This window comes from Luteibacter sp. TLI7-4A, from assembly GCF_056754745.1.
Window position 1 is genome coordinate 1,507,367 of record NZ_JBPGWO010000001.1, and the last position, 15,023, is coordinate 1,522,389.

Annotated in this window: 14 protein-coding genes; 3 read left to right on the forward strand and 11 right to left on the reverse strand. The window is 66.8% G+C overall.

The window, feature by feature from the left end; genetic code table 11:
- Nucleotides 1-52 precede the first annotated feature (52 nt).
- Both ACR9Y6_RS06600 and ACR9Y6_RS06605 read right to left on the reverse strand, forming a co-directional pair.
- Nucleotides 53-2,107, reverse strand: a complete 2,055-nt coding sequence (locus ACR9Y6_RS06600) for an alpha/beta hydrolase family protein (RefSeq protein ID WP_481280584.1) — start codon at nucleotides 2,105-2,107, stop codon at nucleotides 53-55.
- A 92-nt stretch (nucleotides 2,108-2,199) separates the two neighbouring features.
- Nucleotides 2,200-2,490, reverse strand: a complete 291-nt coding sequence (locus ACR9Y6_RS06605; RefSeq protein WP_481280585.1) for a GNAT family N-acetyltransferase — start codon at nucleotides 2,488-2,490, stop codon at nucleotides 2,200-2,202.
- Nucleotides 2,491-2,607: 117 nt separating this feature from the next.
- Between ACR9Y6_RS06605 and ACR9Y6_RS06610 the strand changes: the two genes are divergently transcribed.
- Nucleotides 2,608-3,570 carry a CorA family divalent cation transporter gene (locus ACR9Y6_RS06610; RefSeq protein ID WP_481280586.1) on the forward strand — a complete coding sequence of 321 codons (963 nt, stop codon included), beginning with the start codon at nucleotides 2,608-2,610 and terminating at the stop codon, nucleotides 3,568-3,570.
- A gap of 246 nt (nucleotides 3,571-3,816) precedes the next feature.
- Nucleotides 3,817-4,887 carry a GGDEF domain-containing protein gene (locus ACR9Y6_RS06615; protein WP_481280587.1) on the forward strand — a complete coding sequence of 357 codons (1,071 nt, stop codon included), beginning with the start codon at nucleotides 3,817-3,819 and terminating at the stop codon, nucleotides 4,885-4,887.
- 339 nt (nucleotides 4,888-5,226) lie between these two features.
- Here ACR9Y6_RS06615 and ACR9Y6_RS06620 read toward each other — a convergent pair whose 3' ends face one another.
- The 5 genes from ACR9Y6_RS06620 to ACR9Y6_RS06640 form a co-directional block, all read right to left on the reverse strand.
- The gene (locus ACR9Y6_RS06620; protein ID WP_481280588.1) at nucleotides 5,227-5,850 is read right to left on the reverse strand and encodes an alpha-ketoglutarate-dependent dioxygenase AlkB family protein; all 624 of its coding nucleotides are present in this window, start codon (nucleotides 5,848-5,850) and stop codon (nucleotides 5,227-5,229) included.
- A gap of 7 nt (nucleotides 5,851-5,857) precedes the next feature.
- Nucleotides 5,858-6,388: a superoxide dismutase [Cu-Zn] SodC gene (gene sodC / locus ACR9Y6_RS06625; protein ID WP_481280589.1), complete on the reverse strand. Its 531-nt coding sequence runs from the start codon at nucleotides 6,386-6,388 to the stop codon at nucleotides 5,858-5,860.
- Nucleotides 6,389-6,480: 92 nt separating this feature from the next.
- Complete coding sequence (locus tag ACR9Y6_RS06630) at nucleotides 6,481-7,179, reverse strand: pseudouridine synthase (protein ID WP_481280590.1); 699 nt, start codon at nucleotides 7,177-7,179, stop codon at nucleotides 6,481-6,483.
- On the reverse strand, nucleotides 7,176-8,234 hold the full coding sequence (locus tag ACR9Y6_RS06635; RefSeq protein WP_481280591.1) for a class I SAM-dependent methyltransferase: 1,059 nt from the start codon (nucleotides 8,232-8,234) through the stop codon (nucleotides 7,176-7,178). Before ACR9Y6_RS06635 ends, ACR9Y6_RS06630 begins: the two co-directional genes overlap by 4 nt.
- Nucleotides 8,235-8,287: 53 nt before the next feature.
- A complete protein-coding gene (locus tag ACR9Y6_RS06640; RefSeq protein WP_481280592.1) occupies nucleotides 8,288-9,841 on the reverse strand; it encodes a protein adenylyltransferase SelO in 1,554 nt (517 codons plus the stop codon).
- 134 nt (nucleotides 9,842-9,975) lie between these two features.
- Between ACR9Y6_RS06640 and ACR9Y6_RS06645 the strand changes: the two genes are divergently transcribed.
- Nucleotides 9,976-10,608, forward strand: coding sequence for a hypothetical protein (locus ACR9Y6_RS06645; RefSeq protein WP_481280593.1), 633 nt, complete (start codon nucleotides 9,976-9,978; stop codon nucleotides 10,606-10,608).
- A gap of 12 nt (nucleotides 10,609-10,620) precedes the next feature.
- Here ACR9Y6_RS06645 and gspD read toward each other — a convergent pair whose 3' ends face one another.
- The 4 genes from gspD to ACR9Y6_RS06665 form a co-directional block, all read right to left on the reverse strand.
- A complete protein-coding gene (gene gspD / locus ACR9Y6_RS06650; RefSeq protein ID WP_481280594.1) occupies nucleotides 10,621-12,894 on the reverse strand; it encodes a type II secretion system secretin GspD in 2,274 nt (757 codons plus the stop codon).
- Nucleotides 12,895-12,984: 90 nt separating this feature from the next.
- Entirely contained in the window at nucleotides 12,985-13,854 is an 870-nt protein-coding gene (locus ACR9Y6_RS06655) for a type II secretion system minor pseudopilin (RefSeq protein ID WP_481280595.1), read from the reverse strand.
- The gene (locus ACR9Y6_RS06660; RefSeq protein WP_481280596.1) at nucleotides 13,851-14,618 is read right to left on the reverse strand and encodes a prepilin-type N-terminal cleavage/methylation domain-containing protein; all 768 of its coding nucleotides are present in this window, start codon (nucleotides 14,616-14,618) and stop codon (nucleotides 13,851-13,853) included. Before ACR9Y6_RS06660 ends, ACR9Y6_RS06655 begins: the two co-directional genes overlap by 4 nt.
- Complete coding sequence (locus ACR9Y6_RS06665; RefSeq protein WP_481280597.1) at nucleotides 14,510-14,944, reverse strand: prepilin-type cleavage/methylation domain-containing protein; 435 nt, start codon at nucleotides 14,942-14,944, stop codon at nucleotides 14,510-14,512. Before ACR9Y6_RS06665 ends, ACR9Y6_RS06660 begins: the two co-directional genes overlap by 109 nt.
- Between the last annotated feature and the right edge of the window lie 79 nt (nucleotides 14,945-15,023).

Genomic DNA, 15,023 nt, shown 5'->3' on the forward strand with positions numbered 1-15,023 from the left:
GAAAAACGCAAATACGCCGATCGACACTCGCGCGCCCCCCGGCCCCTGGCGTCTACTTGCCTCCCGCCGAGAGGTAGCGGTCGAACCAGGCCAGGGCACGGGCGAGCACGTCGCGACGGCTCGCGTCATGGGCAAAGCCGTGACCTTCGCCCGGATAGACCACCAACGAAGTCGGCACGCCCTGGGCACGCAACGCATGCCAGAACTCGAACGACTGCGGCGCCGGCGTTTCCGCGTCGCGCTCGCCCACCACCACGAGGGTCGGCGTCTTCACCTGCTTGATGAAATTGATCGCGGAACTCTTCGCGTACACGCCCGGATCGTCATAGACCGAAGCGCCGAAGAAAGGCTTCATCCACTGGTCGATCAGGTTCTGGCCGTAATAGCTCTGCCAGTTGGAGATGCCTGCGCCGGCGACCGCGGCGCGGAAGCGCTGAGTCTGGGTCACGCCGAACATCGTCATGAAGCCGCCGTAGCTCCAGCCGGTGAGGCCCAGCCGCCGGTCGTCCACCGGATGGCTCTTCTCGATCGCGTCGACACCGGCCAGCACGTCGCGCAGGTCGCCATAGCCGAAATCCTTGCGGTTGGCCTGCACGAACGCCTCGCCCTGCCCATAGCTGCCGCGAGGGTTGGGCATGAACACGAAGTAGCCCAACGCCGAGAGCGGCGCCCCGCCGTAACCCACGCCCGGCCAGCGCGGCGTCACCGCGGCCGCAGGGCCACCGTGGATCGAGACGATCATGCCGTAGCGCTTCTTCGGATCGTAGTTGGCCGGATACAGCAACCAGCCCTGCACGTCATGGCCTTCATTCTTCCAGGCGATCGATTCAGCCTTTCCCCAGGAAGGTTTCAACGCGGCGTTGAACGTCGTCACCGCCTTCGGCACCGACTGCCCGTCGAGGTTGGCGACATGTACTTCAAAGGCCTTCTCGAACGAACTGGCGATGAAGGCGGCCTTGCCCGCGTCGGCACCCAGCGAGAGCGACATCGACAGGCGCCCGTCGCCGATCGTCATCGGCAGTTCGAACACGGTGGTCGCCGTGGCGGGGCCACTGGCGGGCACCGCGTAGCTCGACACCCGGCTCGCGCCGGCGGCATGTTCGGCGACCAGCAGGCGATCGGGCGCGGTCCATGCCAGCCACGCCGGCGTGGTCGTCACGCCGGGCGTCACATCGACCGGCTCGGCGCCGCCCGCGGCCGGCACCATCCAGATGTCGCCGCCGGTCGAACCCTGGTCGCTCATGAGGCCACCGATGAAGGCGACCCGGGAGCCGTCCGGAGAGAAGCGCGGCACGGCCACCTGCAAGTCCTTGAGCGGGCCGGACAGCGCCGCCGTATCGACAAGGGTGACCGCCTGCGCGCCGGGCGTGACCGGCTGCGCATAGAGCTTCGCCAGCCACCAGTTGTTGTCGCCGGGCGGCTGCGCCGCCACGTAGGCGATCCGGCCGCTGTCTGCCGAAAATGCGAATTCGTAGACGTGGAGGCCCGCCGGGGTCAGCGTGCGGATAGTGCCACCGTCGACGCCGACGCTGGCTACCTGCTGTACCTCGATGCCTTCGACGCCCACCTCGCCCAGCTGCGGCTTGGCGGCCGCGGTGGCGCTGGCGCGGCGGGTGGCATTGGGCACGTAGAGGAACGCCAGGGCCTTGCCGTCGGGACGCCATGCCAGGCCATCGACGTAGCCGGCGAGATGCGTGATCCGCCGCGGCGGCGCCTTGCTGGCGATATCCACCACGTAGATGTCGTTCTGCTTGCCCTCCTCCACGCCCGGCGCCTTGCCCGCGCAATCGGAGAGGAAAGCAAGATGTTGCGAATCCGCCGCCCACGCGACGGAGATCTCGCTGCAGCCCTTGCTCGCCGTGACGCGGTGGGCGTTGCGGCCGTCGGCATCGGCCACTTCGAGCACCGGCTTGCCGTTGGTCTTCACCGCCCAGGCGAGATGCTTCGCATCCGGCGACAAGGCCACCGATTCGATCGTGCGCACCTTGCCCAGGGCGTCGAGGATCGCGGCGATGCGCGGATCGTCCGCGGTTTTCACGGGGGTGTCGGCAAAGGCATGGCCGGCGCAGGCGAGCGCGACGGCGGCGACGATCCACTTCGTACGCATGGGTGACCCTGGCTGTGTGGGAACGCGAAAGCTAACACGCCGCTGAACGAACTCGCGAGGCCTGTCGCCGCTTAAGCGGCGATCGGGTCACCTCAAGCCAACAGATGCCCGTATTCCGGATTCCGCTCGAACCATGTCGCCGCGTAGCCGCACGCGGGAACGATCTTCCAGCCGTTCGCCTCCGCTATCTGCACGGCGAAGCGGGTGAGCAGCGCGGCGATCCCACGCCCACCCACGGGGGACGGCACGCCGGTATGGGTGATGGTCATCGTCTTGCCGCTGAGCCGGTATTCGAGCTCGCAGGTATGGCCATCGACCACGACGAGAAACACCTGGTTGGCGCTGTCGTGGATGATCTCCAGCGGTTTGGCGGTATCGCTCATCGGTATCTCTCCTAGTCCGGCAGCCGGCATCGCTGGCGTCAAGCATGCGCGTGTTCGGCCATGCGTGTCATCACCGGCGTAGACTCCTCCCAGCCCAAGCCAAGGACACCCGCGCACGTGCTGATCATCCACGAACATGGCAAGTACACCGGCCCCGTCCGCTGGACCGCGGGCATGGCCAAACCCAATGCCCCCATCTGGGTGGATCTGCTCGATCCAAGTGAAGACGAACGGCGTTGCGCCAGCGAGATCACCGGCCTGCGCATCCCACAACGTAACGACGTGGTGAGCCTGGCGCTATCGAGCCGCATCCGCACCGACGACGGCGCGATGTACCTGTCGATCCCGTATTTCGCCGACTCGCCGGACAATCATCATCCCGGCCCGGTAGGCATCGTGATCACCGGCCATGTCTTGATGACCTTGCGTTTCGAGGAGTCGCCCGCGTTCGAGCTGGCCAGCGAAAGCTGCCAGGAGCACCGCTGGGAATCCAGCGCCGATGTGCTCGCGACGTTGATCGAGGCGATCGTCAACCTGGCGGCCAAGCGCATGGAAGACGTGTCCGCCGACCTGAAGCAACTCTCCGACCGGATATTCACGCCCGAGCGGATCGGCACGCCGGCACTGCGCAACTGCATGCTGGAGGTCGGTCGCCTCGAAGGCGAGCAGGCGCGCAATCGCTCCTCGATGCTGGGCGTGCAGCGGATCGTATCGTTCTTGCGCGCGAAGAAGCCCGAGTGGATGTCCGACGACGTCGAGGTTCGCCTGCGCGTCGTGGAGCACGACCTGCGCACGCTCGACGAGTTCGACGACCAGGTCACCAACAAGCTGCAGTTCCTGCTCGACGCCAGCCTCGGCTTCATCAGCACCGACCAGAACCACGTGATGAAAGTGCTCACCGTCACCTCGGTGGCCACCATTCCTCCGGTGATCCTCGTCGGCGTGTGGGGCATGAACTTCAAGAAGATGCCCGAACTGGACTGGACCTTCGGCTATCCCATGGCCCTGGGAGCGATCGTGGTCAGCATCCTCTTGCCTGTGCTGTTCTTCAAATGGCGCGGGTGGCTGGAAGGCGACTGACTAGCGCAACGGTTCATGTTTGTGAAGACACCAAATCGATGACTGCGTCACGATTTTCGACATCCGTTCGCGTTTTGCCCTAAAGTCGGCGGCTTTCCAGCCGCTAACCCCTCCAGGGAGTCACCGGCAGGAAGTCCGGTTCGACGCACACACGGGGCCGCCTGGCGTGCCCCACTCGGGGGAGGGAGTGCCGGTGCAAGTCCATTATCCACGTCGCGACGATGCGTTCGCGCGGAAGCCATGCGCATGAAAGCGCCGTGGCACAGCCCTGCTGGCGTCCTGCCCGAATCGCGCCTGCTCGCTTCGGTGGCCGAGTTCACGCACCACCGCGACATCGACGCGCTGGACCACAGCATGGTGCTGTCGCTGGCCGAACTCATCGCCGTCAACAGCGTCACCCTGTGCAAGCGGGGCGAAAACCCGCAGCATCCCGTGGATTCGATCGTCGTGTGTTCGCGCAAGCCCGATGGCGGCTTCATGATCGAGGCGCTCGATCCTGCGCGGGAGGGTGATCCCGTCGACACCCTCGTCTGCGCCATGGAGACGCTCGAGGCGATCAGCGACATCACCGACGACGGCAACAGCCGGCTGGTCATCCCCATCCAGCGCGAGCACACCGCCATCGGCGCACTGATGCTCGAGGCCCCGGATTCCCTCGACGACGTTCGCGCGATGGTCGAAGGCTTCGCGCGCATCTACTGCAACTACATCGCCCTGCTCAACGAGAGCGAGCGCGACAAGCTCACCGGCCTGTACAACCGGCGCAGCTTCGAGCAACGCCTGCAGCGCCTGCTCACCCTTCAACGCCAGAAAGCGCGCGGCGCGGTGCAGGACGGCGAGGACAAGCGCCAGCCGGTCGAGGAACCCTCCCGGCTTTACCTGGCGATCCTCGATATCGACCATTTCAAGCGGATCAACGACACCTACGGCCATGTCTACGGCGACGAGGTCATCCTCATGCTGGCCCAGCACATGCGCGCGAGCTTCCGCCAGAGCGACGTGCTGTTCCGCTTCGGCGGCGAGGAATTCGTGATCCTGCTCGCGGCTCAGGACGAAACAGCCGTCCACCTCGTCCTCGACCGGTTCCGCCAGTTCGTGACCGACCATGCGTTCCCGCAGGTGGGCCACGTCTCCGTCAGCATCGGCTATGCGCGCATCACCGAGAACGATTACCCCGAGATCGTGCTCGACCGCGCGGACAAGGCGTTGTACTTCGCCAAGCAGAACGGCCGCGACAGCGTGCACGGCTACGAGTCGCTCACCCGCCGGGGCGAACTGGCTACGCCGGTGTCATTGGGCAGCATCGATCTCTTTTGAGCCTGCTGTGGGTGGGCTCGGCTTCGCCCTCGCATTCGTTGTGTGGTGTGGCGGGGAGCTGTCGGGCCCTCGACCCTGCGGTGGGCTGGTGGGAAAGAGCGACGCTCACCGCGTGTCGCTCGCCGCACCCGGGTGGGTGTTTCACCCGGAACCCCCGTTGTGGGAGCCGACCTTGTCGGCGATCCCGCGGCAGCGGGCCAGATTGAGGCAAGCACCCATCGCCGACAGGGTCGGCTCCCACAGGCATCCTTTCCCGAGCGACGGTGCAACCGGAGCGACGAGGGTGACGGCCGACGGCTCTGCCCCGCCCCCAACCGCAAAGCCGAGCCGAGTGAACAACTAAGAAATCTTCTTCCGCGACCCATATCGCCTGCTAGCCGCCTTACCCTCTGGCCGGACGCGAAAAGCCAGGCTGATCCGCGGTCCTACCTTGCCGCGCATCTTCGGGATGCCGTGGTCGTAGTGGAATTGCGTGGCGTAGCTCATCGTGAGCACGCTGCCCGGTTCCATGTCGATGTCGAAGCTGCGCCGGGGTGCGTCGCGTTCGCGCAAGGTCATGCGCCGCGTGGCGCCCAGGGAAAGCAAGGCGATGGGCTCGCCCTCCGCCAGTTCCTCGATGTGATCGTTGTGCGGCGCCACGCTGTCGCGGCCGTCGCGGTAAAGGTTCAGGCCCACCGAGGTGAAACGTACGCCCGTGAGCGCGATCACCTCGCGCGCCGCCTCAACGACGACGGGTGGCAAGGCAGGGTCGTCCAAAGCGTAATGCTGGAGCAGCCGCGGCACGTCCACGGCGCGGCCGTACATCGCACGCCTCTGCGCTTCCCAGGGGATGTCCGCCAGCAGGCTCGCGAACCAGTCGGCGGCACGCCCGGGTGGAATCACGCCGGGCTCATACGCGAACCGCCCGTGCTCGTCATCGACGATCACGAGCGGTTCGGGGGCGAAGAGACCGCCTTGGGACATGGTTTCCTTACTGGACGACGCCGCAGGCGATGCGTGCGCCACCACCACCCAGGGGTGCGGGCTGATCGGAATAATTGTCGCCGCCGGCGTGGATCATCAAGGCATGGCCCTTCAGCGTCGCGAGCTTCGTCAGGCGCGGCGCGGTCACGGCCGTGGTGTCGGTGCCATCGGCGCCCACGGTGATCTTGGGCAGGTCGCCCTCGTGGCCCATGGAGGATTCCGGCCCCTCGTGCTTGCCGGTGTGTCCGGGATCGTAATGGCCGCCGGCCGCCAGCGCGGCGCCCTTCTTGCCATCCTTCTCGCCCGGATCGCAGCTGGGTTTCTCGTGCAGGTGGAAGCCGTGCTCACCCGGCGGCAAGCCCTTGAGATCGGGAGTGAAGACCAGGCCACCGGCACCTTCGGTGATCATGACCCTGCCGACCGAGGCGCCCGTGCCGTCGGCGGTGACGAGAGTCATGGGCACCACGATGCTCTTGTCGGCGGCCTGGGCGGCGACGCACACACACAACCCGGCCGCGGCGATGACGATTCGTTTCATCTTCGTATTCCTATGGGAGCGAGGTAACCCGGGGATACTGCACCCGATGTGCAGGGAGCGTCCATAACGAACCCGCCGAAGCCGATACGGCCTCAGCCGAAGATCCTGGCCGTGTCTTCCGCTGTCAGCAGGCGCCATTGGCCGGAAGGCAGGTCGTCCAGCGACAGGCCGCCGAGCGCGATGCGCTCCAGCGTCGCCACGTGGTTGCCCACGGCCGCGAACATGCGGCGCGCCTGGTGATAACGCCCCTCGGTCAACGTGAGCCGGGCATGGCGCGGGCCGAGCACCTCCAGCGCCGCGGGCTCCAGCGGTTCGGTCTCGCCCTCAAGCATCAGGGTGCCGGCGGCGAAGATCGCGGCCTCGTCGCCACGCAGGTCCTCGGCCAGCGTCGCCTCGTATACCTTCGCCACCGCGGCCTTCGGCGAGATGATCCGGTGCAGGAGCTGTCCGTCGTCGGTGAACAGCAGCAGCCCCGACGTATCCCGATCCAGCCGGCCCACGGTCGACAGCACCGGATTGCGCAAGGCGAAACGCGGCGGCAGGAGGTCGTAGACCAGCCTGCCCACGTCCTTGCGCGAACAGGTGTAGCCGACGGGCTTGTTGAGCATCAGCAACATCCCCTGCGGTGGATCCAGTGGCTCTCCCTCGAAGCGCACCTCGGCATGCTCGACCTTGTCGTCCGCATACAGCACCTCGCCCGCCGCATCCGTGACCAGCCCCTCGCGGAACATGGCCGCGACCTGTTTGCGGCTGCCATAGCCGAGATTCGCCAGGAGGCGTACGAGTTTCATCGGCGGGGGTCCTTTGCTTCGATGACCTTGAAGCCGTCGCGTTCGACGACGGTGCGCACACTGGCGAAGCTGGCGTCGAGCGCCGCCTCGTAGGCCAGGTGCCGATTGGCGACCATCCAGAAGCGACCGTGCGCCACGAGGCCTTTCGCGGCGGCGGCGATGAAGGCGCGACCCAGTTGCGGGTCGTCGGCGCGCCCCTGGTGGAATGGGGGGTTGGACACGATGGCGTCGTACCCGGCGTCGATACCGTGGGTGACATCGTGCCAGCGCACGTTGCCGGCGACGATGCGGCCGGCGCGGGCGATGGCATCGGCGAGATTGCGCCGGGCGGGCTCCAACGCGCGTGCCTCGGCCTCGTAGAGGTCCACGGCCGAGACCGCCGCGCAGCGCTCGACGACCTCGCAAGCGAGATAACCGAAGCCAGCGCCGAGGTCGGCCACGCGGCCGGAGAGGTCGGACGGCAGGACGCTCGCCAGCAAGGCCGACGCGGTGTCGATGCGATCCCAGGCGAACAGGCCGCGACGACTCACGAAACGCCCGCTTTCAATCGGCTGCGGCGCGTCAAGTGCGAGCCAGCCGGCAAGCAGTGCCGGATCGGCGACGGCACCCGGACGTGTCCAGAACACGCGGCACTTGTGCTTGGACAACTCGCCCACGCCACCGGCCAACAGGGCGAGATCCGCCTGGGCGGTCCTGGCGCCTTCCGCGTTCGGCACGCTGGCGACGACGACGCCGCCGGAGCCAGCCAGCGACATCGCCTGTGCGAACAAGGCCCGCGATTCCTCGCGCTGGCGGGTCGGCAGCACCATCACCACGCCGAAACTTCCCTCGGGAACCTCGGGCGACACGTCGAAACCCGACCGTGCCAGGGCGTCGGCGGCCGGCTTGAACGATTGCTGCAAGATCCAGCCCGGGCGCCTGCGTTCGCGCAGGGCGAAGCCATCGCGCGCGCGCAACATCAACAGCCTGCCATCGGCCGGAAAGGCCAACACGCCCGTCGCGAAGGGCACGAACAGGGCATCGAGGGCGGCGTCGGAAGCGGAACCGGCGGACAACGCGATGGACCTCGACGACGTGAAGGAACCGGCGATTCTAGCCCAGGGGCCGCTCAGCTGCTGCAGGAGAGCATCGAACAGCCCACGCGTTCACGCGCCCAATCCGGCCGGCGCCCGGCAAGGTGTTCCCTGCCCGGCTGCTCGTCATAGGGCCGGCGCAGCGTATCGAGCAATTCGAGGATGCCGTCGTCGTCGCCCTGCTCCGCGCGGTCGATCGCCTGTTGGGCGAGGTAATTGCGCAGCACGTAGCGCGGATTGCTCGCGTGCATCAGGGCCAGCCGCTCCGTGTCGGGCGACCCCTCCTCGCGTACGCGGGCCGCGTAGCGCTGCAACCATGCCTGCAAGGGGCCATCGATCGCGGCCCGCTTCGCCTCGTCGTAGAACGACGCCCCGACGCTTCCCACCCGTGGGGCGGCGAGATCCAGCGCCGCGAGGTCGCGATAGAAGATCGTCATGTCCATCTCCCCGGCCAGCAACAAGCCGCGCAGGTCGGCCACCAATGCCTCGTCGCCTTCGCGCGCGCCGGCGAGGCCCAGCTTCGCGGCCGAGAAGGCGGCGTCGGTGGCTTCGAAGGTTTCCACGTAACGGTCCAGCCCCGCCTGCAACGCTTCCACGCCCTCGAACAGCGGCGACAAGGCCTGGGCGAGCCGTTGCAGGTTCCAGTAGGCCACCTGGGGCTGCTGGCCGAAGCGATAGCGACGGTGCGCGCGATCGGTGGTGTTCGGCGTCCAGTCCGGATCGAAATGGTCGACCCAGCCGTACGGGCCATAATCGATGGTGAGACCGAGGATCGACATGTTGTCGGTGTTCATCACGCCGTGCACGAAGCCCACGCGCATCCAGTGCGCCATGAGCCTCGCGGTGCGCTCGCACACTTCCATGAAAAAGGCGGCGTAGCCCTGTTCGCCGGGAAGACCGGCGAACTCGGGGTAATGCGTGGCGAGGGTGAAGTCGGTCAACTGGCGCAGCAGGCCGATATCGCCGCGCGAGGACGGCAGTTCATACGAGCCGAAGCGCAGGAACGAAGGGGCCACGCGGCAGACGATCGCGCCCGGCTCCGGTGCCGGGTGGCCGTCGTACATCACATCGCGCACCACGGCCTCGCCTGTCGCCACGAGCGACAGCGCCCGCGTGGTCGGCACGCCCAGGTGGTGCATCGCCTCGCTGCAGAGGAACTCGCGGATGGAGGATCGCAGCACCGCGCGTCCGTCGGCGCCACGCGAGTACGGCGTCCGGCCGGCACCCTTCAGTTGCAACTCCTGACGCCCGTGCCGCTCCGTCAGCACCTCGCCGAGGCCGATCGCCCGGCCATCGCCGAGTTGCCCGGCCCAGTGGCCGAACTGGTGTCCGCCATAGGCCATCGCATAGCCGGTCATGCCGGGCCAGCGGGCGTTCCCCGAGAAGACGTCGGCAAAACCGGGCGCCCCGGACGGGATGCCCAGCATGCCGGCGACCTCGCCCGCGACCGCCACCGTCCGCGGCGCCGGCACGGGCGTCGGGTCGACCCAGGAGAACGCGGCCCCGGCCACCTGCCTGGGCCGGTTCGACGTGTCGGGATCGGCCGGCAACTCGCGGACGAAGGCGTTGTCGAAGCGGAGGTCTGTCATCGGGGGAACCAGCTGGCACGTTGTGACCGATATTCGGGCGATCGTGACGCATGCAAGCCTGCCGCCACGTCTACGGAGTAGGAAGCCGCCAACTCGTGCACACTAGCGCCCCCGATCACCCTGCTCCGGACCCCATGCGCCCCTTCCGCTCCCTGGCCACCCTGCTCGCCCTGACGCTGGCCTGCCCCGCCAGCGGCGAGCCGGCGAGCGTGCCGCGCAGCGACAAGACGCTGGTGGAGATCATCAACGCGACGATGGGCACCCTGCCCAACGCGATGGACTCGTTATCGAGCAAGGTCCCGGGCGGCCTGCACCCGACGGCCGACGCTCCGCCGCAGATTGTCCGCAGCATGCCCTTCGTCACCCGCGACGGGTATCGCGTCAGCGCGTTCGAAGCCCGTGGCTTCGACGAGGGCGGCGACGTCCCCATGGTGCGCTTCACTTCGATCCAGCTGGAACAACGGCCCTGCTTCCAGCGCGGCGAGGTGGACGACAGGTTCCACGCACCAGCTTCCGACACCCACCTGCCCAACGCGCCTTCCATGTTGCCCAACCGCTACCTGGTGATGCAGATGCCATGGGGCCGCCTGTCGTTCGGAACCTCGCAGGAAAGCGGTGGCTGCGTGATCGCCATCGTCGGCGACGCCACTGGCGGCGGCGTCGGAACGCGCATGCCCCTACCCTTGCCGCAACCCACGACGATGCCGGGCATGCCCGACCTGCGCCGGACCTGGCCGATGCCCGCCGGTGCCTACCCCGCCGAGTGATCGGCGGCGCTTCTAGGGCGCCCCGTTCAATGGCCGCAGCGATTCGAACTTCCGCTGGTACTCGTCCGTCACCTGCTTGGCTTCCTCGCCGTTGCTGATCACCCTGGGCGTGATCAGCACGATCAACTCCGTGCGGTTGCGCCCGCGGTTGGTGGAACCGAACAAGCGACCGAAAACGGGGATACGGTTCAGCCCGGGGATGCCCGTGTCCGTGGTGCTGTCGTCTTCCTTGATCAGGCCGCCGAGCAGCACCGTCTGGCCGCTCTGCACCGCCACCTGGGTGGCGACCTCGCGCTGCTGGATCGGGAAGTTGCCCGTGGTCGTATCTTTCGCGCCCGCCGCGCTGACCACCTGGCTCACGTTGAGGTACACCAGCCCACCGGGATTCACGCGCGGGCGCACGTTGAGGATCACGCCGGTGTCCTTGTACTCCACCTGGCCGATCGTGTTGTCCGTGTTGGCGTTGGTGTTGACGAAGGTCTGCGTGATCGGAATCTGGTCGCCGACCTGGATGTGCGCCTTCTGGTTGTTCAGCACCACCAATGACGGCGCGGAGAGGATCTTGGTGTTGCCGCTGGTCTCCATCGCACGCAGCGCGACGGCGAGGTTGTTGTTGACGAAGGAGTAGAAGAAGCTGTCGGTACTCGGGTTGTAGACGTTGCCACCATTGCCCAACGCCCACTGCTGCTTGTTGCCCGGCTGCCCCACCGAGCCGTTGGTGCCGCCGACCAGGCCTTCCAGGTACCACTGCACGCCGAACTGGAAGCTGCCCGTCAGCGTTACCTCGAGGATGCGCGTCTCGATCTGCACCTGCAAAGGGACGCTGTCCAGCCGCTTGATCGCCTGTTCGATCTCCGTCCACTGCGACGGCCGGCAGCGCACCATCACCTGGTTGTTCGCATCCACCGAGGTGATGCGCACGCCTTCGTCCGTGGTCGTCGACGCATGGCGGCCGCCGCCATTGTCGCTGGCCTCGGTGGAGTCTCCACCACCGAGGCCGCCGCCGGTTGCCGTGCCGGCGGTTCCGCCGGTGGAAGCGCTGAAACCGGTCGAGGTCGACAAGCCCGATGACGTGCCCGATGACGACGAAGCGCCCGCATTGCCGAACGCGCCCGTCGTGCTGCCTAGGCCCGAGCCACCACGATTGCCGAGGTCGCTATCGCCGCCGAGGGTGCCGGAACTGAGCCCCGGCCCGACCTTGCCGCCGCGATCGCTCGACTTTCCTCCACCAGAGCCGCCGCCATAGATATCGGACAGGTAGTCGGCCATGTCCGCCGCCTGCACGTTACGCACGTCGTAGACATAGAGCTGTGGCTCGTTGCCGCCGCCGCGATCGATGCGCTCGATCCACGTCTTCACTTCGTCGAGGTAACGCGGTTGCGGGCTGATCACCACGAGGGAATTCGTCCGCTCGATGGGAATGAAGCGCAGCAGGCCCGCCATGGGCGTGTTGCCCTTTTCACCGAAGAGGCTGTCGAGCTGCGGCGTCAGTTCCTTCACCTGGGCACGCTGCAAGGCGAACACGCCCACCGACATGCCGCGCAACCAGTCGACGTCGAAGGTCTGCACCGTGCGCTGGTAGTTCTCCAGTTCGGTCGGCGTGCCGGCCATCACCAACACGTTGCGCGTGGGGTCGGCCAGCAAGGTGGCATCGGGCCGCGCGAAGGGCTTGATCAGTTTCTGCATCTCGGTCGCCGAGATGAAGCGCAGGGGAAACAGGCGCGCCTGCAGGCCACCCGGCGGTGCCGTCGCACCCATGCTCGGCACGAGGTTGCCCGCCACCGCGTCCTTCGACGGCATGACCACGTAGCGGTCGCCGTTCCGCACCAATGCGTTCCCGGTCCACGACAGCAACGTCTCCAGGATGGGAAGCGCCTGGTCGGTGGTGACCGGCTGCGAGGTCGAGAAAGAAATGTTGCCTTGCACACCCGGAACGATCGAATAGTTCTCGTGCAGGAGGTCGCCCACGATGGCCTTCACCACCGACTCCACGGGCTGGTTCTCGAAATTGAAGGTCACCGTGCCCGCGCCCGCCGCCACCGGCCTCGGCTTGGGCAAGCCCACCGCCTTGACGAATTCACCCGTGCCCGTGGTGACGTCGGGCTGCGTGACCGCAGGGACTTGCGGATTCGTCGTGCCTATCGTCAACGGCTTGGGCACCGGCTTCTCCGTGCCGGCCAGCGCTTCGCGCTGGAGCGATCCGTCGTCGCGCGGTTGCGGCAGCGTCGAGCATCCTGCCAGCACGACCACCCATGCGGCGACGCCGATCGTAAGAAAGCGTGTCATGCAAGAACCATCATGGTTATCGAGGCCTGCGAGAGTGGCGGGTGCGTGTTGCCGTGCCGTGACGTGGCAGGAGTATGCCGTAGGAATCGCCTACAGGTTCTTTTCGGACGAACGTTCCGCCCAGCGCACGATGCGATAAGGCCGCGGATTCCCGGGTTCGCTATGCATGATGAGGGTGACATCGAGGGTCAGCGCCGGCCCTTCGGCCAGTTGCGCCCGCGACGTGATACTGACGATCCCGCTGAAACCCTTCGCCGCGTTGCCCGATCCCGTCCCGGGAAGCATCGGCAGCGCGGAAGCGCCCGGCGGTAACGCTCTTACCTGATCGACGTAAGATCTTGCGGCCTCCGGCCCGGCGCCGGTAACCGCGGCCACGACCGCCGGGGCGGCGTGGGCGAGATTCGGTGGATCGGGAGTCCACAACGTCAGGAACGGAACGATCCTCTCGACGGCATCGGCGCTGATCCCAGGCACCCGGTAGAGTTCGTCGATGCTGCTGAATCCGCCTTTCGCCAGCAACAACGACGCTTGCATGTGACCCCGCGTTCCCCAACTGGCGATGGCCGCTTGATACCGCGGTACCAGCGAGGGATCCACGCCCGAAGCCGACAGTAGCCGTCCGATGAGTTCAGGCGGCGCCGTGTTGAGGTTGACCTTGCCATCCTCGTCGCTGATATCCAGTCGCACGTCGGCACGACCCAACCGAAAGCCATAAGCCCGACCGTCCGCGATCCAGCGCTGCGTGTCTTCCCGCGCATTCAACATGACCACGGCGCGTTCGATGCCCGCCTCCGCCGCATAGAACGCCTCCAGCCGCAGCGACTGTCCACGCGCCTGCGTGCTCTCCACGCGGGCACTCGTCGCGAGTGCGCCAAGGGTGATCGCCGCCAACGTGCAGCCCCAAAGGACCACCAGCAAGGCCACGCCGCGTTGCTTCATGTTCCAGGAAAAGGCCTTCATCGCTTTCCGTCCGCCGACGTCAATCGCGCCATGGCTTCGCGTGCATCGATCGCGGCGGGGTCCATCCGCAAGGGGACAGCGATCGTCGGCCACTTCATCCCGCCGGCCAACGTCAGTTCGAGGCCGATCATGGAAGGCAGGCGATCGCCGTACGGCCATGTGTCCTGCCATGACACCGGATTGCCCTCGTCATCGACGCCGCTATAGACGAAGCGCCCGGACGACACATGATCGACCAGGACCTCCGGCTGCGACGGGACGACCTGTGCGGCATCGCGCGACGCCAGCGGTGCGAACTCGGCCTGCAACCGCAAGTCGCCGTCGCGTCCGACCAACGCCAGGCGCTGGAGCTGAAGACCGCTCTTCGACAGATAGCCGGGTCCCGGCGCGACGAAGGTGACCTCACCGGCCGTCCCACGAACCACGAGGGGGTGCTTATCGGCGCGCAACGCCCACGGATACGCCAGGGCGGTGGACAACGCCCGCCGCACATGCATCTGCGCGGCCCTTATCTGGTCGAGCCGTTCGGTCACGGCCATGCCGGCACGCGTGGATTGCGTCATCGTCTGCAACGCCGCGGTCACGCCCAGCAGCAGCAACGCCAACAGGGCGAGCGCCGCGAGTGTTTCCATGAGACTGAAACCCGCCTGGCTCTTCACGAATCCCCCGAGGCATATACGGAAACCTTGGGTACGCGCGGCTTCTCGGACACGGTACGCAGGGTCTCGAAGCGGGAGGACAGGGTTTTCCCGCCCACGTCCCACTCGACGGTCAACTCGATCCTGTAAAGATGCATCGGAACCAGGGTGGCGACGGTTGCCGTATCCGCCGGAGTGCTCACCTTCATCGTCCAGCGATAGGTATCGTCGAATCGCCCCGTGTGCACCCCCTCCGAGGGAAACTCGGCCACGAACGTACGATCGAGCAGGCCGTTCGCCCAGAGCGATGCTTGCGTGTAATCCGCCGCACGTGCGTTCAGGGCGACGGATGAACCGGTCGCGCGCATGAGCGCGCCGAAACACAAGGCCAGCAGGACCAAAGCCGCCAACGTTTCAAGCAGGCTGAAACCTTCGCTTCGCGTACCGCGCATGCGTCCCCTCCTTAGTCCCATCGAGCATGCGATCGGAAGGTTTCGGACCGATGACGGCCATCCCATCCGGGATGGCCGT